Below are 24,568 nucleotides of genomic sequence, written 5' to 3' on the forward strand. Positions count from 1 at the left end.
AAAAATGTTAACACTACAAGCAGACAAAAGACAAGAAAAAGGTAAAAGTTTTAGTCGACGATTACGTATTAATAATAAGTTTCCAGGAGTTTTATATGGATCTGATAAATCTGAAATTTTACTTATACTAGATCATAACGCTGTTTTTAATTTACAAAAAAAATATGAATTTTATAAAGAAAATTTATTTTTACTTATTGGAGATGAAAAATATAAAGTTAAAGTGCAAGCTATTCAACGGCATGCGTTTAAGTTAAAATTATTGCATATTGATTTTATATATGTTTAGTTAACAATATCAGATATATGAATCAATATTATTTTTTTAAATATAATTTTTATAAATATTTTATGATGTCCCTAATAATATAGTAAAAAAAATTTTTCTAAAAATTAGCATTGTAGGATGAAACTGTATAAAAATTAAGCTTAAAAATCCAGACGATATAGTTAAAAATGCCAGCCATCCGATTTTTTTCTTAGTAAAAAAAGATGCAGTATTAATTATATGATTTTTTCTCATGTTCCACCATTTTGATATCAGCCATATTCCCAGCCATATCAAAATTGCAATAGATAATAAAAACCATTTGAAATAATCATTTTGAGAACTTTGTGGTATTTTTATAGCGATTCCTGTGACTATACCAGGGAAAAAATATACTGGTGGCCACAATATACATCCAACAATACTAGGGAAAATAAATTTTTTTAATGGTAGTTTCAACATTCCAGAAACCATTGGTATTAAGGGTCTAGTTGGTCCTATAAATCGTCCGATAATGATTGTAATTATACTATGTTTATGCAATAAGGATTTTGTTTTATCAAGTAATCTTTGATTTTTTCTTAAAAAATTAAAATTACATAACCAATTTTTAAAATATAAACCGATATAATATGAAATCCAATCACCTAATAAACATCCAACTGTACCAGAAATCCAAGCAGGATAGAATGATAATCTTCCATCACCTATAAATGTACCTAAGGTAGTCATTAAAATGATACCAGGAAGTAATAATCCTACTAAGGCAAGAGATTCCAAAAAAGACACGATACCAACTACTAAGAGAGAGTATGTTAAAGACTGTGTTATTAAAGATGTTAACCAAGATTCCATAAAGTCTCATTATTATTAAGTTTTTTTAATATTAAAAGTAAATTAATATTTTATACTGTATATTTTTTTTAAAATAACCTCAAGAAAATATTATAAATTTATTTTATTTTTTTCTAATACCTTTAAAGTAGACTACAAAAAATATTTTCTATTATTAATTGATAGAAAAGATATTTTAGTATAAAACGCTTGTTTATAAAAAGAAGAATTATAATGAAAGTATTGATTTTTATATTTTTTTATATTTTTACCGGTATTTTTTGTGTTTTAGCTAAAGAAAATCAGATAGATAATATTATAGCTGTTGTCAATGATCAAGTTATATTAAATAGTGATGTTAATGAAATGCTTTTTTTTCTAAAAAAAGAACGTAGAAATTTCAAAATTCCTTTGAGAAGTAATTTCTTAAAAGACAAAGTAATTGAAAAATTAATTGTGAATTCTTTAATATTACAAGAAGCAAATAGAATGAATGTTCGTATTACTCAAGAACAAATTGATACTGTAATAGAAAATATTGCTTCAAAAAAAAATATTAATATTAATGAATTTAAAAAAAATATTTTATTTCATGACCTAAATAATCATTTTTATTATGATAATTATATGAAAAATATTGAAAGATTATTAAAAATAAGAATAATACAAGATTATGAACTTCGTAAACGTATTAATATTTCTGAACAAGAAGTTAGTGTTGTTTTTAAAAATATCATGAAAAATAACAAAAAATTTAAAAGAATAAATTTAAGCTATATTTTATTACCTTTTGCAAAAAAAGATTCTCAGAATACGATTAGAAATAAACAAAAAATAGTAGAAGATATCGTAAATAAAATTAAAAAAGGTTATAGTTTTGAACAATTTCTTCTAGATTCTAAAAAAAATAAGTCTATTTTTGTATCAAAAAAAATGTTTTGGATGCGTTTTTTAGATATACAAAATTGCTTTGTTGAAACTTTAAACATTTTTAAAAAAGGACAAATTATAGGTCCTTTATTAGGAGATAAAGGATTCTATATTTTAAAAATTAATGATATAGATAAAAATAGAGAAAACATCACAACTGAATTTTATATGCAACACTGTTTGATTAAACCTTCTATTATTCAAACGGATATAGAATCAAAAAGGAATATTTTTAATATATACGAAAATATAAAAAAAGGCGTGTACAGTTTTGATGATGCTGTTAAAAATTTATCACATGATTTCTATTCATCTAATAAAAAAGGTGACTTAGGTTGGGTTTCAAAAAAATCATTTAGTTTTGATCTTGATAAAGAATTTTTATATTTAAATAAAAATGAAATAAGTAAGCCTATCAAATCCAATTTTGGATGGCATATATTTAAATTATTAGATAAACGTCAAGTAGATGAATTTTATAATTTTAAAAAAAAACAGGCTTACAATATTTTATTAAACAAAAAAATGATTCTAGAAAAACATAATTGGATAGAAGAACTGAAAAAGATTGCTTATATAAAAATTATAAGATCATAAGTATACTTTTCTTAATAAAATTTAAATATTAAATAATTAACTATAAATTATGATTATAAAAAATTTTAAAAAACATTTTCCTTTAAAAAGGTATGGACAAAATTTTCTTGTCAATACAAAAACTATTCAAAAGATAATTAATATAATTAATCCAAACACCAAACAAACATTAGTGGAAATTGGACCTGGATTAGCTGCATTAACAAAACCAATTTGTCAATTATTAGAAGAATTAATTGTTATTGAAATAGATCCTAATTTATTGTTTTTATTAAAAAAACGTTCATTTTATTCAAAATTAACAGTTTTTTATCAAGACGCTTTAAATTTCAATTATACAGATTTGTTTTATAAGAAAAATCAATTAATTCGTGTTTTTGGAAACTTGCCATATAATATTTCTACATCTTTAATTATTTCTTTATTCAATCATATTAAAGTTATTCAAGATATGAATTTTATGTTACAGAAAGAGGTTGCTGAAAGATTAATTTCTATTCCTGGAAATAAATCTTATGGCCGTTTAAGCATTATTTCTCAGTATTATTGTAAAATTAAAATATTATTAAATGTTGTACCTGAAGATTTTCGACCTATACCGAAAGTGCATTCTGTTTTTATCAATTTAACTCCTCATACCAATTCTCCATATTTTGTTTATGATACAAATATCCTCAGTTCTATCACAAGAAATGCTTTTCAAAATAGAAGGAAAATTTTGCGTCATAGTTTAAAAAATTTATTTTCTGAAAAAGAACTAATTCAATTAGAAATTAATCCAAATTTACGAGCTGAAAATATTTCTATCTTTCAGTATTGTCAATTAGCTGATTATTTATATAAAAAATTAAATAATCTTGTAAAAATCAATTAAATTAATTTTTTATATTTCATGTTAATTTAAAGAGGCAATAATATATGAGTACCTATTTTATTAGTGATATACATGGTTGTTATAAAGAATTTAGGATGTTGTTAAAAAAATCATCTTTTAATAATAAAGAAGATGATTTATGGATTGCCGGTGATTTAGTATCTAGAGGTCCTGATTCTTTGAAAGTGGTTAAATATCTTTATTCATTAAAAAATAGAGTGAAAATAGTTTTAGGTAATCATGACATAAATTTAATTGCAGTTCATGCTGGTGTAAAAAAAAATAAAAAAGAAAATTGCTTTGATGAGTTTCTTTCTTCGTCAGATAGTGTTGAATTAATCAATTGGCTTCGTTCTCAATCTCTTTTAAAAATTGATGAAAAACGGAAGATAATTATGTCACATGCTGGAATTAGTCCTCAATGGGATATTAATACAGCGAAAGTGTGCGCATGGGAAATTGAAGATTTTTTATCTAATGATAATTATTCTTTTTTTTTAAAATCTATATATAATAATAATATAAATTTTTGGACATTGAATTTAAATCAATTAGATAGACTTCGATATTCTATAAATTCTTTTACAAGAATGAGATATTGTTATCCAGATGGTCGACTAAATATGATTTATAAAAACTCTCCTAATTTTGTTAAATATCCTTTGCAACCGTGGTTTTTAATGCCGTCTAATATTGCAAAGGACTATTCTATTTTGTTTGGACATTGGTCTTCCTTAAAGGGAACTTATATACCTAAACCTTTTTTTGCATTAGATGCCGGTTGCTGTTGGGGAGAAGAATTAATTATGCTACGATGGGAAGATAAAAAAATTTTTTCACAGTCTTTTTTTTCGAAATAATTCAAATAAATTATTATTTTTAAAATCGTTAATTTTATCTTGATAAAATTTCAAAAGAATAATTATATGGATTTTTTTTATCTTTAAAAATTTTTTTTCTAAATAATACTTTCCAAGATGGATATAATGTATATTTAGGAAAATATGCATCTCCAATAATATTGATATCTATATGAGTCAAATATAATTTATTAGCATAAAATAACATTTTTTTGTATATTTTAGACCCTCCAATAACCATAATTTCTTTATTGTATTTTGCAGAGATTAACGCATTAGATATTGAATCAGCCCAAATTATACCTTTTTTTTTAATTTCATTACTACTAATTACTATGTTTTTACGCGTAGGCAAGGGTCTTTTAATAGATTCCCAAGTTAAACGACCCATAATTACACTTTTATTTATTGTTTTTTGTTTAAACCATTTTAAATCTTCTGGAAGATACCAAGGTATTTTATTATTATATCCAATAACTAAGTTTTTAGACATAGCAGCAATTAAACTTACATTCATTTGAAAAGATAGATCCTCTAGTATGAATTATAAATATGTTTCACAACATATTTATAAATATTTACTTAGTTTAAGTGAACTATTTTTTATTATAAAATAATTTTATTTTTTTATGTATTTCTTGTAGGGATGTAACATTTTTTGTTGGTTTTTCATTTAATGCTATAACAGTTGCAAAAGCTCCATTAATTGTTGTGTCATAGTGTACTTTATATTGAAGGGCACTACGACATATTAGTTTTGAATCTTTTATTCCTTGATGACAAGATGTAGTATTAACAATGTAAGAATATTCTCCATTTTTCAAACGATCTTGTATATGAGGACGTCCTTCATGAACTTTATTTACTAATCTAGATGAAATTCCAGAATTATTTAAAGCTATAGATGTACCTTTAGTTGCGTCTATTTTAAACCCCATCTTTTTTAATTTAACTGCCAGGTTTATAATATTATTTTTATCATCATTTCTAACAGAAAGAAGAACACGGCCTGATTTTTTCATATTCGTATGAGCACCTAACATAGCTTTAGCAAAAGCTTCTGAAAAGTTTTTTCCAATACCCATCACTTCTCCTGTAGAACGCATTTCTGGACCTAATATAGGATCGACTCCTTGAAATTTGTCGAATGGAAGAACAGCTTCTTTTACTGAGAAATATGGAGGAATTATTTCTTTAATAAAACCTTGTTCTGATAATTTTCTTCCATACATTACTCGTACAGCAATTTTTGCCAATGCAAGACCTGTCGCTTTTGAAACAAATGGAACAGTTCGTGCTGCTCTTGGATTTACTTCAATAATATATATTTGATTTTTCTTAATAGCAAATTGTACGTTCATTAGCCCTTTTACAGATAATTCAAAAGCTAGTTTTTTTACCTGTTTTCTAATTTCATTTTGTATTTTGTTAGTTAAGGTATAAGCTGGTAATGAGCATGCAGAATCACCAGAATGAACTCCAGCTTGTTCAATATGTTCCATGATTCCTCCAATTAAAACTGTTTCTCCATCGCAGATAGCATCAACATCTACTTCTGTTGCATAATCTAAATATTGATCTAATAAAATAGGAGTGGTATTATTCTTTTTTAATGTAGTTTTAAAATAATTTTTCAAACCATATGGTTCATAAACAATTTCCATTGCTCTACCACCTAAAACATAAGATGGTCGTACCATTAATGGATAACCAATTATATCGGCTTTTTTATAAGCTTGATCTAAAGTTAAGACAGTTGTATTTAAAGGTTGTTGTAATTTTAATTTAGATACAGTTTCTTGAAAACGATGACGATCTTCTGCTTTATCAATTGCATCTGGACTTGTTCCGATTATAGGAATACCTTCTTTTTCAAAATCACGTGCTAATTTTAGTGGAGTTTGTCCTCCATATTGAATAATAACTCCTTTAGGTTTTTCTATTCTAACTATTTCTAAAACATTTTCTAAGGTAATTGGTTCAAAGTATAGTCTATCTGAAATATCATAATCAGTAGATACAGTTTCTGGATTGCAGTTAATCATAATCGCTTCAAAACCATCTTCTCGCAAAGCTTGAGCAGCATGTACACAGCAATAATCAAATTCTATACCTTGTCCTATTCTATTAGGCCCACCACCTATTATTATAATTTTTTTGTCATTTTTATTTGGATGTGATTCACATTCATCTTCCCATGTTGAATACATATATGCTGTTTCGGTTGAAAATTCAGCAGAACATGTATCAATTCTTTTATAAACTGGATGCAAATTCAGTGTATAACGTAGTTTTCTTATTTCACTTTCATTTTTCTGAGTTAACATTGCAATACGTTGATCAGAAAAACCTTTTCTTTTTATAAAATAAAAAAAATCATATTTCAATCCAGAAAATCCATTTTTTATAATTTTTTTCTCTAGTAGAATAATTTCTTCAATTTGAACAAGAAACCATGGATCAATTGATGTTAAATCAAATACATCATTTACAGACATACCTGCTCGAAATGCATCACCTATATACCAAATACGCTCAGAACCAGCATCTTTTAATTCATGTCTAATTTTAATTAAATATTCTGGATCAGTACAAGATATTTTAGAATCAAAACCACTGGCACCTACTTCTAAACCACGAATAGCTTTTTGTATAGATTCTTGGAAAGTACGACCTATTGCCATGACTTCTCCAACAGATTTCATTTGTGTAGTTAGTCTATCATCACAGCCTGGGAATTTCTCAAAATTAAATCTAGGAATCTTGGTTACGATATAATCTATTGATGGTTCAAATGATGCAGTAGTATTCATTCCTGTAATGTCATTTGCAAGTTCATCTAATGTATACCCAACAGCTAATTTAGCCGCAATTTTTGCAATAGGAAATCCTGTGGCTTTAGATGCTAGAGCAGAAGATCGAGAAACTCTAGGGTTCATTTCAATAACGATCATTCGACCATTTTTTGGATTAATTGCAAATTGCACATTAGAGCCACCTGTTTCTACGCCTATTTCTCGTAAAATTGACATAGATGCATTTCTCATCACTTGATATTCTTTATCAGTAAGAGTTTGCGCAGGTGCTACAGTAATTGAATCACCTGTATGAATGCCCATAGGATCCAGATTTTCAATTGAACAAACGATAATACAATTATCATTTTTATCTCGCACGACTTCCATTTCATATTCTTTCCAACCAATAAGCGATTCGTCAATTAGAAGTTCTGTACTGGGAGATAATTTAAGTCCTCTTTCACATATCGCTTCAAATTCTTCATGATTATAAGCAATTCCTCCTCCATGTCCACCCATAGTAAAAGAAGGACGAATAATGCATGGAAATCCTACAGTATTTAATACTAAAAATGCTTCTTGAATATTATGTGCAATACCACATTTTGCAGTTTCTAAATTTAATTTTCTCATTGAACGTTCAAATAATTTTCTATTTTCGGCTTTTTTTATTGCATTAACTGTTGCGCCTATTATTTTAACGTTATATGTATCTAAAATGCCTTTATGATCTAATTCTAAAGCACAGTTTAAAGCTGTTTGACCTCCCATAGTTGGAAGTAGTGCATCTGGTTTTTCTTTTTGAATAATTTTTTCTACTATTTCCCAATGAATTGGTTCGATATATGTAGCATCGGCCATACAAGGATCTGTCATAATAGTTGCAGGATTAGAGTTTACGAGAATTATCTTATAGCCTTCTTCTTTTAAAGCTTTACAAGCTTGTGCACCTGAGTAGTCAAATTCACATGCTTGTCCAATTACTATTGGACCTGCGCCAAGAATTAAAATTGATTTTATATCAGTAGATTTAGGCATTTTTTTTCCCTAATTAATTACTGAGCTTTAGTTTTTTTGATGAACTATTAATTTAATGAAATTATCAAATAACGATGAAGCATCATGTGGTCCAGGGCTTGCTTCTGGATGACCTTGAAAACTAAAAGCTAATTTATCAGTTAAAGATAGACCTTGTAATGTGCCATCGAAAAGAGAAGTATGTGTAATTTCTATATTATTTGGCATATTTTCAGTATCTACAGTAAAACTATGATTTTGAGAGGTGATGATAACACGGTTGTTTTTGATATCTTTTACAGGATGATTTCCCCCATGATGTCCAAATTTCATTTTTATAATTTTAGCCCCACTGGCTAAAGCAAGTAGCTGATGTCCTAAACATATTCCAAAAATAGGAATATTAGTTTTTAAGAAATATTGAATAGCATGAATAGCGTAATGGCAAGGTCTTGGATCTCCTGGTCCATTAGATAAGAAAATTCCATCTGGGGATAAATTTAATACAATTTTGGGATCAGTTGTTGCGGGAACAATAGTTAGATGGCATCTTCTATCTACAAGCATACGAAGTATATTTCTTTTTACTCCAAAATCATATACAACAACATGAAATAAAAATTTTTCTTTTTTCGTGAAAAACAATTTTTTTTTATTGAGAACAAGACTTCTTTGATTCCAATTATAAATAGATTTAGTAGAAACTTTTTTTGCTAAATCTAAACCTTGTAAACTTAAAAAGTTCTTAGCCTTGTCATGTGCTATAGTGTAATTTTCTTTTTTATCTGCAATAATACATCCGTTTTGTGAACCTTTAGTACGTAAAATACGCGTTAATTTTCTCGTGTCAATATCAGATATCGCAACAATATTATTTTCTTTTAAATAAGAACATAAACTTTTTTTATTTCGATAATTACTTGCAATTGGTGATAAATCACGGATAATAAGACCTTTTAAATAAATTTTAGATGATTCTTCATCATCAGAATTAGTTCCAACATTACCAATATGAGGGTGAGTTAATGTCACAATTTGATGTGAATAAGAGGGATCAGTGATTATTTCTTGATAACCAGTTATGGATGTATTAAAAACAACTTCGCCTACAGTTATTCCTTTAGCTCCAATAGCTCGTCCGTGAAATCTAGTCCCGTCTTCTAAAACTAGTACTGCTAATTGGCTCAAAACATCCTCCATTAAAAAATACTTTATTTTATACGTGAATTGTTATTTCTATTGTAATCATTATATTTTATTTTAACTAAAATTAATATTTTTGTCTATTATCATAATGAACATTTATATGTTTTAAGACAGCATATAACGGAATTAATATTAGACATATTTTATTGAAAGTATTAATTAGATATGATTATCATAAATAAAATAATTTATGTTTTCTTGTTATTAAAATGATAGTACATCTGACATATCAAATAAACCCATCTTTTTTTTATGAATCCATAAAGCTGACTGTATAGCACCTTTAGCAAAAGATATTCTATCAGAGGCAGTATGAGTAATTTTTATTTCTTCTCCAGAACTAGAAAACATAACAGTGTGTTTTCCAATAATATTACCTGCACGCACAATAGAAAATCCAATTTTTTTTCTTTCTCTTATCCCTGTTATTCCTTTTTTATGATATATCGAATGTTTATTTAAATCCCAGTTCATTACTTTTGATATAACTTCTCCTATTGCTAATGCTGTACCTGAAGGAGCATCTATTTTGTTACGATGATGGTATTCAAGAATATCAATATCGGAACTTTTTCCTATAATTTGAGTCGTTTTTTCAATTAATTGAAATAGTAAATTAATTCCTATACTAAAATTTGATGATATAATTATAGCAATATCTTGAGAATATGATTTTATAATATCCATTTCTTCGCTTGAAAATCCAGTAGTACCAATAACAATATTTTTTTTAAATTTACTACAGTATTCTAAATACTTTAACGTACTATTAGTGTTCGTGAAATCAATTAACACATCAAAATCTTTTTTATTCATGTTTAACTCGTCATTAATAAGAACATCCATTTTTCCTATTCCGAGAATTTCACCAATATCTTTTCCAATTAGTTGACAATTTTTTTTAACTAGGGCTGCTGTTAAACATGTTTGTTCATTTTTTTTGATTTCTTTAATAAGCATTTGGCCCATACGACCCATAGCACCGGTTATGACAATACGAGTTTTTTTATTCATTTTTTTCATCCATATCATTTAAAATATTTTTAACTTGTAATAGTTTTTTGGGAATTTTAAAAATTTTTTTTTCTCTAATACCGATCATTTCAATTGGTTTATTAGCACCTAGTGTTTGTAAATATTGTATCACTTCTATTACTAGTATTTCTGGTGCTGAAGCACTAGCTGTAATACCAATATAATTTACATTTTTTAACCATTTTTTTTTAATATCAACAAAAGAATTAATTAGTCTTGTAAACTTGCCAGTTTCTTTCCCCAATTCTGCAAGACGGTTGGAATTAGAAGAATTCTTTGATCCTATTACGAGTATTATGTCTGCTATTTGAGATAATTTACGAACTGCTATTTGACGATTAGTTGTTGCATAACATATATCTTCTTTATTGGGACCCGAAATTTTTGGGAATTTATTTTTTAAAGCAGTAATAATATTTTTTGTCTTTGTAATAGATAAAGTTGTTTGTGTAACAAAATTTAATTTTTTGTTATTTTTAACAGATAAATTATTTACGTCTTCTATAGATTCAACAAGATATATTTTCCCATTTTTATTATTATATTGCCCTATTGTACCTTCTACTTCAGGATGTCCTTTGTGCCCAATAAGAATTGTTTCTATTCCTTTTTTACTAGATCTTGATACTTCTATATGTACTTTTTCTACTAATGGACAAGTCGCATTTAATATAATTAATTTTTTTTTTATAGCTTCTTCTACAATTTTTTTTGATACACCATGTGCAGAAAAAATAACGATCGAATAATCTGGAATTTGTGAGATTTTTTCAACAAAAATAACTCCTTTTTGACGTAATGCATTAATAACGTATTGATTGTGTACAAGTTCATGTCTAATATAAATTGTTTTTTTATATATTTTTAATGCATTTTCAACTATTGCAATTGCTCTTTTTACACCTGCGCAAAAACCTCGAGGATTAGTTAATATAATATTCACTATATGATCTCCAAATGTGCATATTAATAGTGATTGAACGTTATATAAACTATTTAAATTTTACATTTAACAATTTAATCGAATAAGCATAATAATTCCAATAAAAATACTGCAATCAGCTATATTAAATGTAGCAAAATGATAATTATTAATATGTAAATCAATAAAATCTATTACGAATCCATAAATAATTCGGTCTATTAAATTTCCCATTGCACCTGCAATAATTAAAGAATAAGCAGTTATTTTTTTTATTTCTTTTATTTTGGATCGAATAATAATTCTTGTTATTACTAATACAGTTAAAATACTAACAGTCGATAAAAACCATCTTTGCCAACCCTTTTGATCAGATAATAAACTAAATGCTGCTCCATAATTATGTACATGAAAAATGTTTAATATTGAACAAATTTTTTTTATTTCATATATTTTAATATATTTTATGATGCAATATTTACTAGATATGTCTAAAATAAGCATAGAAATTATTGTAGTTATGCAAATCCATTTTTTTGATTTTTTAGAATATTGATTTTTCATTATATGAATATGCGTTTTTCACCATTTCCTGTTGTGTTTAAAATACAACGATTACAAATATTGCCCTTTTTCACGTCGTTTTTAGCACGATTAAAATAATGCCAACATCTTGGACATTTTTCTCCTTGAACTTTTTTTAGAGAAATTTTTAAATTGGGAATAATTTTACTTTTTTTAACATTTATAGGAGCTGTATCATATAATTTTACTTTTATATCAGATGTTAAAAAGATAAATTTTATCTCTGTTCCTAATATTTCTAGTTTGCTTAATAATTCAGGTTTAACATATAAAATAATAGAAGCTTCAAGTGAATTATTAATAGTTTTGTTTTTTATTGCTTCTTCTAAAAATTTATTTGTTTCATTTTTTATTTTAATCATTTTATTCCAAAATTCATAATTGAATAATTCATCTTGATCTAAATAAAATAATTTTTCAAACCACTCTTCCATAAATACATATTGAGAATTTTTTTCTGGTAAATATCTCCATATTTCATCAGCAGTAAAAGATAGTATTGGTGCTATCCATCGTACAAGTGCGTTAATTATATAGTATATAGCCGTTTGAGCACTGCGTCTTGCTTGACTATTGACTTTTAATGTGTATTGTCTATCTTTTATAATATCAAGATAGAAAGAACCCATTTCTATAGAACAAAAATACATTAAACGTTGTACTATTGCATGAAAATTATAATTTTTATAGAATTCAATTATTTCTTTTTGGACCATCTTGGTTTGTCCAACAGCCCATTTATCTAGAAAAACCATATTATTTTTAGATACTATATCTTTTTTAGGATTAAAATCATTAATATTTGCTAACATAAAGCGTGCAGTGTTTCTGATTCTTCTATATATATCTGATGAATTTTTTAATATTTCATTAGAAATTGAAAGATCATGAGAGTAATTGGAAGAAGCAACCCATAATCTTAAAATATCGGCTCCTAATGTATTGACTATATCATTAGGACTAATAGTATTACCTATAGATTTAGACATTTTTTGTCCCTTTCCATCTACAACAAATCCATGAGTTAATACTTCAGAATATGGTGCTTTTTCATTTATCAATGTTGATATTATTAATGAAGACATGAACCAACCTCTGTGTTGATCTGATCCTTCTAAATACATATCTGCATTTTTTTTAATATATTTTTTATTATTATACGCTATTGAAGTGCATGTGTTTCCTGAGTCAAACCATACATCTAATATATCTAAAATTTTTTTATATGATTCATGTTCGTGACCTATTATTTCCTTTGAATTTATATTCCACCATACCTTTATTCCTTCTGACTCTACTTTTCTTGCTATTTTTTCCATAAAAAAGAAAGTATTAGGATGCATTTTTTTTGTTTGTTTGTTTATAAAAATGGACATGGGCACACCCCATTTTCTTTGTCTCGAAATACACCAATCAGGTCGGTTTTTAACCATTTCTTTTATTCTTAATTTTCCCCATTGAGGTATCCAATGTACTTTTTTTATTTCTTTCAATAATTTACAACGTAAATTATTTTGATTTATATTTATAAACCATTGTGGAGTAGCTCGATATATAACTGGACTCTTATGTCTCCAACAATGTGGATAACTATGTTTTAAAATTTCATGATGAAATAATGCATTATTTTTTTTTAGTAACTCTATAATAATTGGATTAGCTTTGAAAACATTTAGACCATCTAATTGAGGATGTATATTAGAGATATAGTCTCCTTTAAAATTGACTAGATGGCTTGTTTTAATATTGTATTTTTGACTAATTATATAATCGTCTAATCCATGGTCTGGTGCTGTATGAACAGCTCCTGTACCTGATTCAAGAGTTACGTGTTCTCCTAAAATTGCAGGTAAATCAATATCTTTGAAAAATGGATGTAAAAATTTTATTTTTTCTAAAAATTTTCCTTTTATGCAACTTATTTCAATCCATTTCTTTATCTTTAATGTATTTAATACGTTCTTGACTAATTCTTTTGCTATTATGAAATTATATTTTTCAGTTTCTATTAATTGGTATTGAAAATTTGGATGTATTGAAACAGCTTTACTAGATGGAAGAGTCCACGGTGTTGTAGTCCAAACAAGCAGATATATTTCTTTTTTATTAAAATCTTGAGCATGGAATAATTTTTTTATAATCGATTTTTTTTGACATTTCAAACCGATTATAATTGAATCTGATTTTTTTTTAGAGTATTCAATTTCTGCTTCAGATACTGAGGATGAACATTCAAGACACCAATGTATAGGTTTAAAATCTTGATATAAATATTTTTTTTTAATAATTTTAGATAAAGTTCTAATAATATTCGCTTCATTTTTAAAAGTCATTGTAAGATGAGAATTTTCCCAATCACCTATTACTCCTAACCTGATAAAATCTTTTTTTTGTTTTTCCACTTGATCTTGTGCATATTCTCTACATTTTTTTTGGAATTCTATAGTAGATATTTTTTCTTGATCAAAGTTAATCTTTTCTTCAATTTTTTGTTCAATGGGTAAACCATGACAATCCCAAGATGGAATGTAAGGTGCATCGAAACCCGACATGTTTTTAGATTTTATAATAATATCTTTTAAAATTTTATTTACTGCATGTCCAATATGAATATTTCCATTGGCATATGGTGGACCATCGTGTAGAAGAAATATTTTTTTTTCTTGGTTTTTTTTTCTAATTAGTTTATATAAATTATTTTCATGCCAATTTTTCAATATTTTTGGTTCTTTTTTTGAAAGATTTCCTCGCATAGAAAATGTAGTTTTAGGTAAGTTTAAAGTTTTTTTATAATCATTCATTCTTTTCTCTTTTTATCAGTTTTAATAAATTTTAAAATATTTTTTAACCATTAAAATATCTTTAGAAATTTGATCTTTTAATTCTTGTAGTGAAAAAAAAACTCGTTCATCACGTATTTTTTTATATATAAAAACTTCTATGTCTTTTCCATATAAATCTATTTCTATATTAAATAAATAAACTTCAAGTAATTTATTTTTTTGAATATTGAAAAAACTAGGTTTAATTCCAATATTGGATATTCCTGTTACTTTTTTATTTGAACTATATTTTATTTTAACTGCATATACTCCATTATTTAATACAAAATTTTTATTTAAAAGTATATTAGCTGTAGGATAATTTATAGTTCTTCCTATTGCGTGTCCATGAATAACTCTACCAGAGATACTAAATGTACGACCAAGAAAAAGAGACGCCAGTTTTATATTGTTTTCAGACAATGCTTTTCTAATATTAGTACTACTAATTTTTATATTATTTTTATATAGAGATTTAACTTTTATAACATTAAATTGATATTTTTCTCCTAATTTTTTTAAAAGATTAATATTTCCATTTCTTTGAAAGCCAAATCTAAAATCATCTCCTATTACTATAAATTTTACATGAAGTTTATTTATAAGTATATTTATGATAAAATCTTCAGCACTGAGAGATTCAAAAGATTTATTAAATCTAATACATAAAATATTATTAAAATTGTAAGCAGCAATACGTTTTACTTTTTCACGGAATTGTGTAATCCGAGGAGGAGAATTATTTTTTTTTAAGAATTCTAGTGGTTGAGGTTCAAACAAAATAATTATAGTTAATAATTTATATTTTATTCCTATTTGATATGTTTTTAAAAATAATTCTTGATGACCTAAGTGTATTCCATCAAAATTTCCAATAGTAACAACTGAATTAGAATTGATTTCTTTAATGTTATGAATGCCCCGTATAATCTTCATTGTTAAGTTAACCTTAGTAAATGAAGCAAATTTGAGATTGAAATTTTTTTTATATAATTTCTTTCAACATGATTCCAATAAGAATTTTTTTATTGAAAATAAATAATTATTTTTTATCATGATATATTTTTAGTATATTCATTAATATTGTTTTTTCAAATAAATGTTTAATTTTTTAAAATTTAGAGGTAGAAATTGGCTAATATTAAAGCTGCTAAAAAAGATGCAGTAACATCTGAAAAGCGTCGAAAAAAAAATTCTAGTCGACGTTCTATGATTCGTACTTTTATAAAAAAGGTACGAGTAGCTATAATGTCTGGTAATAAAAAAATAGCAGAAGATGCATTTAAAAAAATGCAACCTATTATTGACAGTCATGCCAATAAGGGTTTGATACATAAAAATAAAGCTGCACGATACAAGTCTAATTTATCATTGCAAATTAGTAAAATATGTAAGACGTAATGTTTTTAATAGTATTGCCTCTAATTTAGAAGCAATACTTTATAAAATTTTATCTTGTTAAGTCATCAAAAAATCTTTTAACTCCGTCAAAAAATCTTTTTGAGCGAGGACTATTTTTTTCACCTCGAAAACCATTAAAACTGTTTCCTAATTCACGCAAAAGATTTTTTTGTTGTTCGTTAAGATTTACGGGTGTTTCTACCACAACGCGACATAATAAATCACCTTGATTTCTATTTTGAACTGATTTTACTCCTCTACCACGAATGCGGAAAAGTTTTCCTGATTGTGTTTCATATGGTATTTTAAGTTTGACTCGGCCATCTAGTGTAGGAACTTCTATTTCTCCACCTAATGCAGCCATGGTAAAATTTATTGGTACTTCACAGTATAAATTATTTTCTTCTCGTTCAAAGATAGGATGTTTTTTGACTGTAATTTGTACGTAAAGATCACCTGATTGTGCTCCATTAATACCTGCTTCTCCTTCATTATTTAAACGAATTCGATCATTAGTATCAACACCTGGTGGAATTTTTACCAATAGTATTTTGTATGTTTCAATTCGTCCTTGTCCACGGCATACATTACAAGGATCAGTGATTACCGATCCTTTACCATGGCATGTAGGACATGATTGTTGTACAGTGAAAAAACCTTTTCTGATATGTATTTGACCTTTTCCATGACATGTAGAACATACACGAGGTTTAGTTCCTGTTTTTGCACCGCTTCCATAACATATTTTGCATTTTTGAAGAGTTGGGATTTGGATTTCTTTTTTTGTTCCTTTCACCGCTTCTTCTAATAATATTTCCATATTATAACATAAATCAGCTCCTTTTTTAGTTCTTTGAGTTCTATTTCCTCCAAAAATATCACCGAAAACATCTCCAAAAATATCACTAAAATCTGCAGAACTAGTAAAAGTACTATATGTATTACTAGATTGGCCATTTTCAAAAGCTGAATGTCCATATTGATCATATGCACTTCGTTTTTCTTCGTTAATCAAAATTTCGTAGGCTTCTTTTATCTCTTTGAATTTACCTTCAGCAGTTTTATCTCCTTGATTTCGATCAGGATGATATTTCATTGCGAGTCGTTTATATGCTTTTTTAATTTCACGTTCTTCAGCGGATTTTGGGATTCCTAAAACTTGGTAATAGTCTTTTTTTGCCATTCTTGCCTACTCTTCCTGATTTAAAAATAATTGCACGGGCGTAGATACGCTTCTACGCCCGTGCTAGTTTAAAGTCCGCAATAATTACTTTTCAATATTTTATTAAAATTGATTATTTCTTAGGATCTTTAATTTCTTCAAATTCTGCATCTACAACGTTTTCATTTTTTTTATTAGATGACATATTTTTATCTTGTTTGTTTTCTTCTGATTTTTTTTGATTAATTTCTGTTAGCTTAGAGGATATTTTTAAAAGAGTTTGTATATTCTGTTCGATATCAGATTTATCTTCTCCCTTTAGTGCTTTTTCCAATTTATTTAAAGCTGATTGAATATTTTTTTTATTTTCTTCTTCAATTAAATCTTTATTATCATTTAATTGTTTTTTTATACTATGAACTAATTGATCACCTTGATTTCTTGTTTTAATTAATTCTTCGAATTTTTGATCAGCTTCAGAATTAGCTTCTGCATCGTTCACCATTTTTTTTATTTCTTCTTCATTTAAACCAGAAGATGCTTTAATGGTAATTTTTTGTTCTTTTCCAGTTTTTTTATCTTTTGCAGATACATGTAATATTCCATCTGAATCAATATCAAATGTTACTTCAATTTGAGCTGTTCCTCTAGGTGCTGGATCAATTCCATCTAAGTTAAATTGTCCTAACGATTTATTGTCTAATGATCTTTTACGTTCACCTTGCAGTACATGTATAGTTACTGCTGATTGATTATCTTCTGCTGTTGAAAATATTTGACTATGTTTAGTTGGAATCGTAGTGTTTTTGTTTATGAGTGAAGTCATTATTCCACCCATGGTTTCAATTCCTAGTGATAAAGGAGTTACATCAAGTAATAAGACATCTTTAACATCACCAGATAAAACGCCTCCTTGTACTGCAGCTCCAACTGCTACAGCTTCATCTGGATTTACATCTTTTCTAGGTTCTTTTCCAAAAAACTCTGCAACTTTGGATTGAACCATAGGCATTCTTGTTTGTCCACCAACTAATATTACATCATTTATATCGGTTATAGATAATCCTGCATCTTTTAAAGCAACTTTAAGTGGTTTAATAGAACGAATAATTAAATCTTCTACTAAAGACTCTAGTTTTGCTCGAGTGACTTTAATATTTAAATGTTTAGGACCATTAGAATCAGCTGTAATATAGGGAAGATTTACATCGGTTTGTTGTGCAGATGATAATTCTATTTTTGCTTTTTCTGCGGATTCTTTTAAACGTTGCATAGACAATGGATCATTTCTTAAATCTATTCCTTGTTCTTTTTTAAATTCTGTCACTAAATAATTGATTAATCTACTATCGAAATCTTCTCCTCCAAGATGTGTGTCTCCATTAGTAGCAAGAACTTCAAATGTTTTTTCTTTATCAACATCGTCAATCTCGATAATAGAGATATCAAAAGTTCCACCACCAAGATCATAAACAGCTATTGTTCTATTACCTTGTCCTTTATCTAAACCATAAGCAAGTGCAGCAGCTGTTGGTTCATTTATAATTCTTTTTACTTCTAGTCCTGCTATTCTTCCAGCATCTTTAGTAGCTTGACGTTGAGCATCATTAAAGTATGCAGGAACTGTAATAACAGCTTCTTTAATTTTTTCCCCTAAATAATCTTCTGCAGTTTTTTTCATTTTCTTTAATACTTCTGCAGAAATTTGAGGAGGCGCTATTTTTTGTTTTTTTACATCAATCCATGCATCACCATTATCAGAATTGACAATGTTATATGGCATAATTTTTATATCACGTTGTACTTCATCATCGCTAAATTTTCTACCAATTAAACGCTTTATAGCAAAAAGTGTATTTTTTGGATTAGTTATTGCTTGGCGTTTAGCAGGCTGTCCTACTAAAACTTCTCCTTCTTGAGTATATGCAATAATTGAAGGTGTAGTGCGATCGCCTTCTGCATTTTCTAAAACACGCGGTTTATTGCCATCCATAATGGCAACACAAGAGTTGGTTGTTCCCAAGTCAATACCAATAATTTTACCCATTAACATTTCTCCTATTTAATATCTTGATAAATTGGGTTTGCAACCTTTATGCGGCCATTTTTTTGGCTGTTAATAAGTTACATAGGTTTATATTATATTACGCTTTACATCTATAATGTTGAATGATTATTAGATGGGGTCGCTTTTTCGCTGATCAAGGGTTAAGAGTAAAAAAAATAAAGTTTTAGTAAACTAAAATTTTAATTATAGGTTTTTTTATTTATTAAAGATAACATATTGATTAATATATTTGATGTTATAATAAATTTTATTTTTTTCATGTACTAAAATATTAACAAATAATCTACATTTTAATTTAAATATTTTTAAACTTTTAAGGAAAATACATTTTGATAAAAACAGAAATAATGACTGAATATTTATCTTTTTTTATTTTTATAATTTTTTCTTTGGGCCTATGTTTTTTTATGCTTTTTTTGAGTTGGGTGTTAGGAGGTCGATCTTCATCTAGATACAAAAACACTCCTTTTGAATCTGGAATCGTATCAACTAGTAAAACTGATCTTCATTTTTCTGTAAAATTTTATTTAATTGCTATGTTTTTTGTTATTTTTGATGTTGAAGCTCTTTATTTATATGCTTGGTCTATTAGTATAAAAGAATCTGGATGGATTGGATTTGGTGAGGCTTTTATGTTTGGAATATCTCTATTATTAGGATTATTTTATTTAATTCGTGTCAAAGCATTAAATTGGGCACCTTCAATCTCAAAGTAATATTCAATTATCTTAAATATATTATATCTTTTACTTCAGCGAGTTATAAAATGAATTATACTTTAACTAGAACAGACATTGATGAAAATAGCAAAAAATATCCCAAACAAACAATTGAATCTGTTTCAGATCCTGTAAAGGAATATATAAAAAAGAATCTTTTTATGGGTAAAATTACTGAATTATTACATAAATTGGTTAATTGGGGGCGAAAAAATTCTTTATGGCCTTATAACTTTGGGTTGTCCTGTTGTTATGTGGAAATGGTATCTGCTTTCACTTCTGTGCATGATGTTGCACGCTTTGGATCCGAAGTATTACGTGCGTCTCCTAGACAAGCTGATGTCATGGTAATTGCAGGTACACCATTTATAAAAATGGCTCCTGTTATTCAAAGATTATATGATCAAATGTTAGAACCAAAATGGGTTATTTCTATGGGTGCATGTGCTAATTCTGGTGGGATGTATGATATTTATTCTGTTGTTCAAGGAGTAGATAAATTTTTACCAGTTGATATTTATATTCCTGGTTGTCCACCTCGTCCTGAAGCGTATATGCAAGCCTTAATGTTATTGCAAAAATTAATCAGTGAAGAAAGAAGGCCATTATCTTGGATTATTGGAGAACAAGGTATATATCATAAGAAGATGTTATCTCAAAAAGTAAAAAAAAGAAGTAAAATAATTAATATTATTAATCTCCCAACTTCAGAAAAAATTTAATTATTTAATTGAAAAAATATAACTTTCTTTAATACACTAATATTTTGTTAGATAAAAATATTGTTGTATTTTTAAAATTAAATACAGCGAGAGATTTATGATAGATTTTACTCTAAAAGAAGACGTATTTTTATTGGAAAAAAAAGATAAAGAAAAATTAACTAATTCAGTAATTCATGATTTATTTAATGTTTTTGGTGAAAAATATTGTTTTTATCAAGTTGCTTTAACGGGTTTTCCTATAATTTGGATTGATAAAACACTATTAATTGAAGTAGGAAAATTTTTATGTAATTTATCTCAACCCTATACTATGCTTTATGATTTGCATGGTATAGATGAACGCGTCAGATTACATCGTGAAAATATGCCTAAAGCTGATTTTTCTGTTTTTTATCATTTAATATCTATTGAACGCAACTCTGATATTTTAATTAAAGTTCCATTATTAGAACATAATTTAATTTTGCCGACATTTACTAGTTTGTTTCCAAATGCTAATTGGTATGAACGTGAAACCTGGGATATGTTTGGTATTGTTTTTGAGAAGCATCCTAATTTAACTCGAATTATTATGCCTAGTACATGGAAAGGATATCCATTAAGAAAAAATTATTCTGCAAGAGCAACTGAGTATGAACCTTTTTTCTTAAATGAAGAGAAAGAAGACTTGGAAATGGAAGGATTAAGATTTAAACCTGAATCATGGGGTATGAAACGTAAAAATGATAATGTAGAATTTATGTTTTTAAATTTAGGACCTAATCATCCTTCTGCTCATGGTGCTTTTAGAATTGTTTTGCAATTAGATGGTGAGAATATTGTAGATTGTGTTCCAGATATTGGATATCATCATCGTGGAGCTGAAAAAATGGCAGAACGTCAGTCGTGGCATAGTTATATTCCATATACTGATCGAATTGAATATCTAGGTGGTTGCGTAAATGAATTACCTTATGTTTTAGCGGTAGAAAAACTAGCTAATATCTCTGTTCCGGAAAAAGCAGAAGTTATTAGAGTGATGATGTCAGAATTATTTCGAATAAATAGTCATTTATTGTATATTTCTACTTTTATTCAAGATGTAGGTTGTATGACACCTGTTTTTTTTGCTTTTACTGATCGTCAAAAAATATATGATTTAGTTGAAGCAATTACAGGTGCTCGCATGCATCCTGCTTGGTTTCGTATTGGTGGGGTTGCTAATGATTTACCAAAAGGTTGGGATGTTTTGTTAAAAGAATTTCTTGATTGGATGCCAAAACGATTAAAATATTATATAACTACCGCTTTAAAAAACAGTATTTTAATTAATCGTTCTAAAGGAATTGCTGAATATAATAAAAAAGAAGCATTACAATGGGGTGTTACCGGAGCAGGTCTACGTGCTACAGGATTAAATTTTGATGTGAGAAAATGGAGGCCGTATTCTGGATATCAAAATTATACTTTTGAAGTACCAACAGGTTCTGGAACAAGTGATTGTTATTCAAGAGTAATGATTAAAGTAGAAGAAATTTATCAAAGTTTGATTATTTTAAAACAATGTTTACATAATATGCCAAAAGGTCCTTTTAAATCTGAGGATGCATTAACTACACCTCCTTCTAAAGAATGTGTCTTACAAAATATTGAAACTATGATTACTCATTTTTTACAAGTATCTTGGGGTCCAGTTATTCCAGCAAATGAAAGTTTTCAAATGGTTGAAGCAACAAAAGGAATTAATAGTTATTACTTAATTAGTGATGGTGGTACGATGAGTTATCGTACAAGAATACGTACACCTAGTTTTCCACATTTACAACAAATACCTTCAGTAATTCGTGGAAGTTTAATATCAGATTTAATTGTATACTTAGGTAGTATAGATTTTGTCATGTCTGACGTGGATAGATAATTATGCATAAAAAAAAAGTCAAATTCGAGAAATTTCTATAAAATTTGTATTAACTAATGAAGAAATAAATGAAATAGAAAATCAAAAAAAATATTATGAAAATCCTCGTTCTATTTCAATAGAAGCATTAAAAATAGTTCAAAAAAAACGAGGTTGGGTTTCTGATCAAGCTATTTATGCTATCGCTAAAGTACTTCAAATAAATCCTAGTGATGTCGAAGGAGTTGCTACTTTCTATAGTCAAATTTTTCGTCAACCTGTAGGTCGTAATATTATTCGTTATTGTGATAGCGTAGTTTGTTTTTTGACTGGTTATAAAATGATTAAAATAGCTTTAGAAAATCATTTAAAAATAAAAAAAGGAGAAACTACTAAAGATAATAGATTTACTTTATTACCTGTCTGTTGTTTAGGAAATTGTGATAAAGGTCCAACAATCATGATTAATGAAGACATATATTCTTTCTTAACTCCAGAATCGATACCCTGTTTGCTGGAATCATATAAATGAATCAAATTTTACGAATTGAAGAAACACATCCCTTAACTTGGCGTTTAAGAGATGATAGAAAAACTATTTGGATTAAAGAATACTGTAATAAGAATGGTTATATAGCTTTGCAAAAAGCATTAAAAGAAATGCTACCAGAAGATCTTGTTAATATAGTAAAAGAATCTGGCTTAAAAGGAAGAGGAGGAGCAGGATTTTCCACTGGCTTGAAATGGAGTTTAATGTCTCAAAATAAATCTGATACAATATGTTCTTACTTGGTATGCAATGCAGATGAAATGGAACCGGGCACCTATAAAGATAGACTTTTAATTGAAAATATTCCTCATCAATTAATTGAAGGAATAATATTATCAGCATACGCATTAAATGTTTCTCGTGCCTATATTTTTTTAAGAGGAGAATATGTTCAAGCTGAATATATTTTAAAGAAAGCTATACAGGAAGCGATAGATTTTGGCTATATTGGATTAAACATTTTAGGCAGTAACTTCAATTTTGAATTAGTTTTGCATACTGGAGCAGGACGCTACATTTGTGGTGAAGAAACTGCTTTAATTAATTCTTTAGAAGGTCGTAGAGCTAATCCTAGATCTAAACCACCATTTCCAGCAGTTTTTGGTTTATGGGGTAAGCCTACTTGCGTAAATAATGTTGAAACATTATCTAATGTTCCATGTATTATATTGAACGGTGCAGATTGGTATAAAAAATTATCTAAAAGTTCTGATACAGGCACTAAATTGATGGGTTTTTCAGGAAAAGTAAAAAATCCCGGTGTTTGGGAGTTGCCTTTTGGTGTTACCGCTCGTGAGATTTTAGAAGACTATGCTCATGGAATGAAGTCTGGATTTTCTTTAAAAGCTTGGCAACCAGGGGGAGCAGGAACTGATTTTTTAACTAATAAACATTTAGATCTTCCAATGGATTTTAATCATATTAAGCAAGCTGGTAGTCGTTTAGGAACTGCTCTTGCTATGGCCGTTGATGATAAGACTAATATGGTTTCTCTTGTATATAATATAGAAAAATTTTTTTCTCGAGAATCATGTGGTTTGTGTACTCCATGTCGAGATGGATTACCATGGATTGTAAAAATTTTGAAAAGTTTAGAAAAAAATCAAGGACAAAAAGATGACATAAAAAACCTAGAACAATTGTGTTCTCATTTAAGTCCAGGAAAAACATTTTGTGCTCACGCACCAGGAGCAATAGAACCTTTACAAAGTGCTATTAAATATTTTCGTTCTGAATTTGAAGCTGGAATTAGCATAAAAAGAATAGATTTAAATAAAAAATTTATTGGGATTCAATCTAATTGTATTTAGTTAACCTAT

Annotated in this window: 21 protein-coding genes; 10 read left to right on the plus strand and 11 right to left on the minus strand. The window is 27.4% G+C overall.

All coding sequences use genetic code 11. The features are described from left to right. The first annotated feature begins 4 nt into the window (after positions 1-4). Entirely contained in the window at positions 5-289 is a 285-nt protein-coding gene (gene rplY, locus BAKON_RS00695) for a 50S ribosomal protein L25 (protein ID WP_014499298.1), read from the plus strand. A 60-nt stretch (positions 290-349) separates the two neighbouring features. Here the strand turns inward: rplY and BAKON_RS00700 are convergent, their stop codons facing one another. Then, positions 350-1,123: a DedA family protein gene (locus tag BAKON_RS00700; RefSeq protein ID WP_014499299.1), complete on the minus strand. Its 774-nt coding sequence runs from the start codon at positions 1,121-1,123 to the stop codon at positions 350-352. A 213-nt stretch (positions 1,124-1,336) separates the two neighbouring features. On the opposite strand from BAKON_RS00700, the gene BAKON_RS00705 reads away from it, so the two are divergent. Genes BAKON_RS00705 through apaH form a run of 3 tightly spaced genes read left to right on the plus strand, consistent with a single transcriptional unit; the run spans position 1,337 to position 4,363 of the window. Next, on the plus strand, positions 1,337-2,629 hold the full coding sequence (locus BAKON_RS00705) for a peptidylprolyl isomerase (RefSeq protein WP_014499300.1): 1,293 nt from the start codon (positions 1,337-1,339) through the stop codon (positions 2,627-2,629). A gap of 49 nt (positions 2,630-2,678) precedes the next feature. Continuing rightward, the gene (rsmA, locus tag BAKON_RS00710) at positions 2,679-3,503 is read left to right on the plus strand and encodes a 16S rRNA (adenine(1518)-N(6)/adenine(1519)-N(6))-dimethyltransferase RsmA (protein ID WP_014499301.1); all 825 of its coding nucleotides are present in this window, start codon (positions 2,679-2,681) and stop codon (positions 3,501-3,503) included. Positions 3,504-3,547: 44 nt separating this feature from the next. Continuing rightward, positions 3,548-4,363, plus strand: a complete 816-nt coding sequence (gene apaH / locus BAKON_RS00715; protein WP_014499302.1) for a bis(5'-nucleosyl)-tetraphosphatase (symmetrical) ApaH — start codon at positions 3,548-3,550, stop codon at positions 4,361-4,363. Between the two features lie 34 nt (positions 4,364-4,397). Here the strand turns inward: apaH and folA are convergent, their stop codons facing one another. The 8 genes from folA to ribF form a co-directional block, all read right to left on the minus strand. Then, the gene (folA, locus tag BAKON_RS00720; RefSeq protein ID WP_014499303.1) at positions 4,398-4,880 is read right to left on the minus strand and encodes a type 3 dihydrofolate reductase; all 483 of its coding nucleotides are present in this window, start codon (positions 4,878-4,880) and stop codon (positions 4,398-4,400) included. Positions 4,881-4,959: 79 nt separating this feature from the next. After that, positions 4,960-8,199 (minus strand): carbamoyl-phosphate synthase large subunit, encoded by a 3,240-nt coding sequence (carB, locus tag BAKON_RS00725; protein WP_014499304.1) that lies wholly within the window; start codon positions 8,197-8,199, stop codon positions 4,960-4,962. A 27-nt stretch (positions 8,200-8,226) separates the two neighbouring features. Continuing rightward, a complete protein-coding gene (carA, locus tag BAKON_RS00730) occupies positions 8,227-9,378 on the minus strand; it encodes a glutamine-hydrolyzing carbamoyl-phosphate synthase small subunit (RefSeq protein WP_014499305.1) in 1,152 nt (383 codons plus the stop codon). A 210-nt stretch (positions 9,379-9,588) separates the two neighbouring features. Beyond that, on the minus strand, positions 9,589-10,398 hold the full coding sequence (gene dapB, locus BAKON_RS00735) for a 4-hydroxy-tetrahydrodipicolinate reductase (RefSeq protein WP_014499306.1): 810 nt from the start codon (positions 10,396-10,398) through the stop codon (positions 9,589-9,591). Further along, positions 10,391-11,362, minus strand: coding sequence for a 4-hydroxy-3-methylbut-2-enyl diphosphate reductase (gene ispH, locus BAKON_RS00740; protein ID WP_014499307.1), 972 nt, complete (start codon positions 11,360-11,362; stop codon positions 10,391-10,393). The genes dapB and ispH overlap by 8 nt, the downstream gene beginning before the upstream one ends. Positions 11,363-11,428: 66 nt before the next feature. Beyond that, complete coding sequence (lspA, locus tag BAKON_RS00745) at positions 11,429-11,905, minus strand: signal peptidase II (protein WP_014499308.1); 477 nt, start codon at positions 11,903-11,905, stop codon at positions 11,429-11,431. Continuing rightward, a complete protein-coding gene (gene ileS / locus BAKON_RS00750; protein WP_014499309.1) occupies positions 11,905-14,727 on the minus strand; it encodes an isoleucine--tRNA ligase in 2,823 nt (940 codons plus the stop codon). The genes lspA and ileS overlap by 1 nt, the downstream gene beginning before the upstream one ends. Positions 14,728-14,748: 21 nt before the next feature. Continuing rightward, a complete protein-coding gene (gene ribF / locus BAKON_RS00755; protein ID WP_014499310.1) occupies positions 14,749-15,684 on the minus strand; it encodes a bifunctional riboflavin kinase/FAD synthetase in 936 nt (311 codons plus the stop codon). Between the two features lie 195 nt (positions 15,685-15,879). Between ribF and rpsT the strand changes: the two genes are divergently transcribed. Further along, the gene (gene rpsT / locus BAKON_RS00760; RefSeq protein WP_014499311.1) at positions 15,880-16,149 is read left to right on the plus strand and encodes a 30S ribosomal protein S20; all 270 of its coding nucleotides are present in this window, start codon (positions 15,880-15,882) and stop codon (positions 16,147-16,149) included. 49 nt (positions 16,150-16,198) lie between these two features. Here the strand turns inward: rpsT and dnaJ are convergent, their stop codons facing one another. Both dnaJ and dnaK read right to left on the minus strand, forming a co-directional pair. Further along, entirely contained in the window at positions 16,199-17,332 is a 1,134-nt protein-coding gene (gene dnaJ / locus BAKON_RS00765) for a molecular chaperone DnaJ (RefSeq protein WP_014499312.1), read from the minus strand. Positions 17,333-17,444: 112 nt separating this feature from the next. After that, positions 17,445-19,358 (minus strand): molecular chaperone DnaK, encoded by a 1,914-nt coding sequence (dnaK, locus tag BAKON_RS00770; RefSeq protein WP_014499313.1) that lies wholly within the window; start codon positions 19,356-19,358, stop codon positions 17,445-17,447. 368 nt (positions 19,359-19,726) lie between these two features. On the opposite strand from dnaK, the gene ndhC reads away from it, so the two are divergent. The 5 genes from ndhC to nuoF all read left to right on the plus strand — a co-directional run bounded on the left by ndhC (position 19,727) and on the right by nuoF (position 24,559). After that, positions 19,727-20,095, plus strand: a complete 369-nt coding sequence (gene ndhC / locus BAKON_RS00775; protein ID WP_044005654.1) for an NADH-quinone oxidoreductase subunit A — start codon at positions 19,727-19,729, stop codon at positions 20,093-20,095. A 50-nt stretch (positions 20,096-20,145) separates the two neighbouring features. Further along, positions 20,146-20,820, plus strand: coding sequence for a NuoB/complex I 20 kDa subunit family protein (locus BAKON_RS00780; protein WP_014499315.1), 675 nt, complete (start codon positions 20,146-20,148; stop codon positions 20,818-20,820). A gap of 97 nt (positions 20,821-20,917) precedes the next feature. Then, a complete protein-coding gene (gene nuoC, locus BAKON_RS00785) occupies positions 20,918-22,720 on the plus strand; it encodes an NADH-quinone oxidoreductase subunit C/D (RefSeq protein WP_014499316.1) in 1,803 nt (600 codons plus the stop codon). A 22-nt stretch (positions 22,721-22,742) separates the two neighbouring features. Beyond that, positions 22,743-23,231 (plus strand): NADH-quinone oxidoreductase subunit NuoE, encoded by a 489-nt coding sequence (gene nuoE, locus BAKON_RS00790; protein WP_014499317.1) that lies wholly within the window; start codon positions 22,743-22,745, stop codon positions 23,229-23,231. Continuing rightward, positions 23,228-24,559, plus strand: coding sequence for an NADH-quinone oxidoreductase subunit NuoF (gene nuoF / locus BAKON_RS00795; RefSeq protein ID WP_014499318.1), 1,332 nt, complete (start codon positions 23,228-23,230; stop codon positions 24,557-24,559). The genes nuoE and nuoF overlap by 4 nt, the downstream gene beginning before the upstream one ends. The last annotated feature ends 9 nt before the right edge of the window (positions 24,560-24,568 follow it).

Origin of the sequence: Buchnera aphidicola str. Ak (Acyrthosiphon kondoi), assembly GCF_000225445.1 — a bacterium.
GTDB classification, from domain to species: Bacteria; Pseudomonadota; Gammaproteobacteria; order Enterobacterales; family Enterobacteriaceae; genus Buchnera; species Buchnera aphidicola_A.

Bases quoted from the DNA above. Each gene is read 5' to 3' on its own strand.
- nuoC (WP_014499316.1), top strand. From the start codon at position 20,918: ATGATAGATTTTACTCTAAAAGAAGACGTATTTTTATTGGAAAAAAAA.
- BAKON_RS00700 (WP_014499299.1), bottom strand. From the start codon at position 1,123: ATGGAATCTTGGTTAACATCTTTAATAACACAGTCTTTAACATACTCT.
- BAKON_RS00780 (WP_014499315.1), top strand. From the start codon at position 20,146: ATGAATTATACTTTAACTAGAACAGACATTGATGAAAATAGCAAAAAA.
- nuoF (WP_014499318.1), top strand. From the start codon at position 23,228: ATGAATCAAATTTTACGAATTGAAGAAACACATCCCTTAACTTGGCGT.
- carB (WP_014499304.1), bottom strand. From the start codon at position 8,199: ATGCCTAAATCTACTGATATAAAATCAATTTTAATTCTTGGCGCAGGT.
- lspA (WP_014499308.1), bottom strand. From the start codon at position 11,905: ATGAAAAATCAATATTCTAAAAAATCAAAAAAATGGATTTGCATAACT.
- dapB (WP_014499306.1), bottom strand. From the start codon at position 10,398: ATGAATAAAAAAACTCGTATTGTCATAACCGGTGCTATGGGTCGTATG.
- ribF (WP_014499310.1), bottom strand. From the start codon at position 15,684: ATGAAGATTATACGGGGCATTCATAACATTAAAGAAATCAATTCTAAT.
- dnaK (WP_014499313.1), bottom strand. From the start codon at position 19,358: ATGGGTAAAATTATTGGTATTGACTTGGGAACAACCAACTCTTGTGTT.
- folA (WP_014499303.1), bottom strand. From the start codon at position 4,880: ATGAATGTAAGTTTAATTGCTGCTATGTCTAAAAACTTAGTTATTGGA.
- rplY (WP_014499298.1), top strand. From the start codon at position 5: ATGTTAACACTACAAGCAGACAAAAGACAAGAAAAAGGTAAAAGTTTT.
- rsmA (WP_014499301.1), top strand. From the start codon at position 2,679: ATGATTATAAAAAATTTTAAAAAACATTTTCCTTTAAAAAGGTATGGA.
- dnaJ (WP_014499312.1), bottom strand. From the start codon at position 17,332: ATGGCAAAAAAAGACTATTACCAAGTTTTAGGAATCCCAAAATCCGCT.
- apaH (WP_014499302.1), top strand. From the start codon at position 3,548: ATGAGTACCTATTTTATTAGTGATATACATGGTTGTTATAAAGAATTT.
- BAKON_RS00705 (WP_014499300.1), top strand. From the start codon at position 1,337: ATGAAAGTATTGATTTTTATATTTTTTTATATTTTTACCGGTATTTTT.
- ndhC (WP_044005654.1), top strand. From the start codon at position 19,727: ATGACTGAATATTTATCTTTTTTTATTTTTATAATTTTTTCTTTGGGC.
- carA (WP_014499305.1), bottom strand. From the start codon at position 9,378: ATGGAGGATGTTTTGAGCCAATTAGCAGTACTAGTTTTAGAAGACGGG.
- ileS (WP_014499309.1), bottom strand. From the start codon at position 14,727: ATGAATGATTATAAAAAAACTTTAAACTTACCTAAAACTACATTTTCT.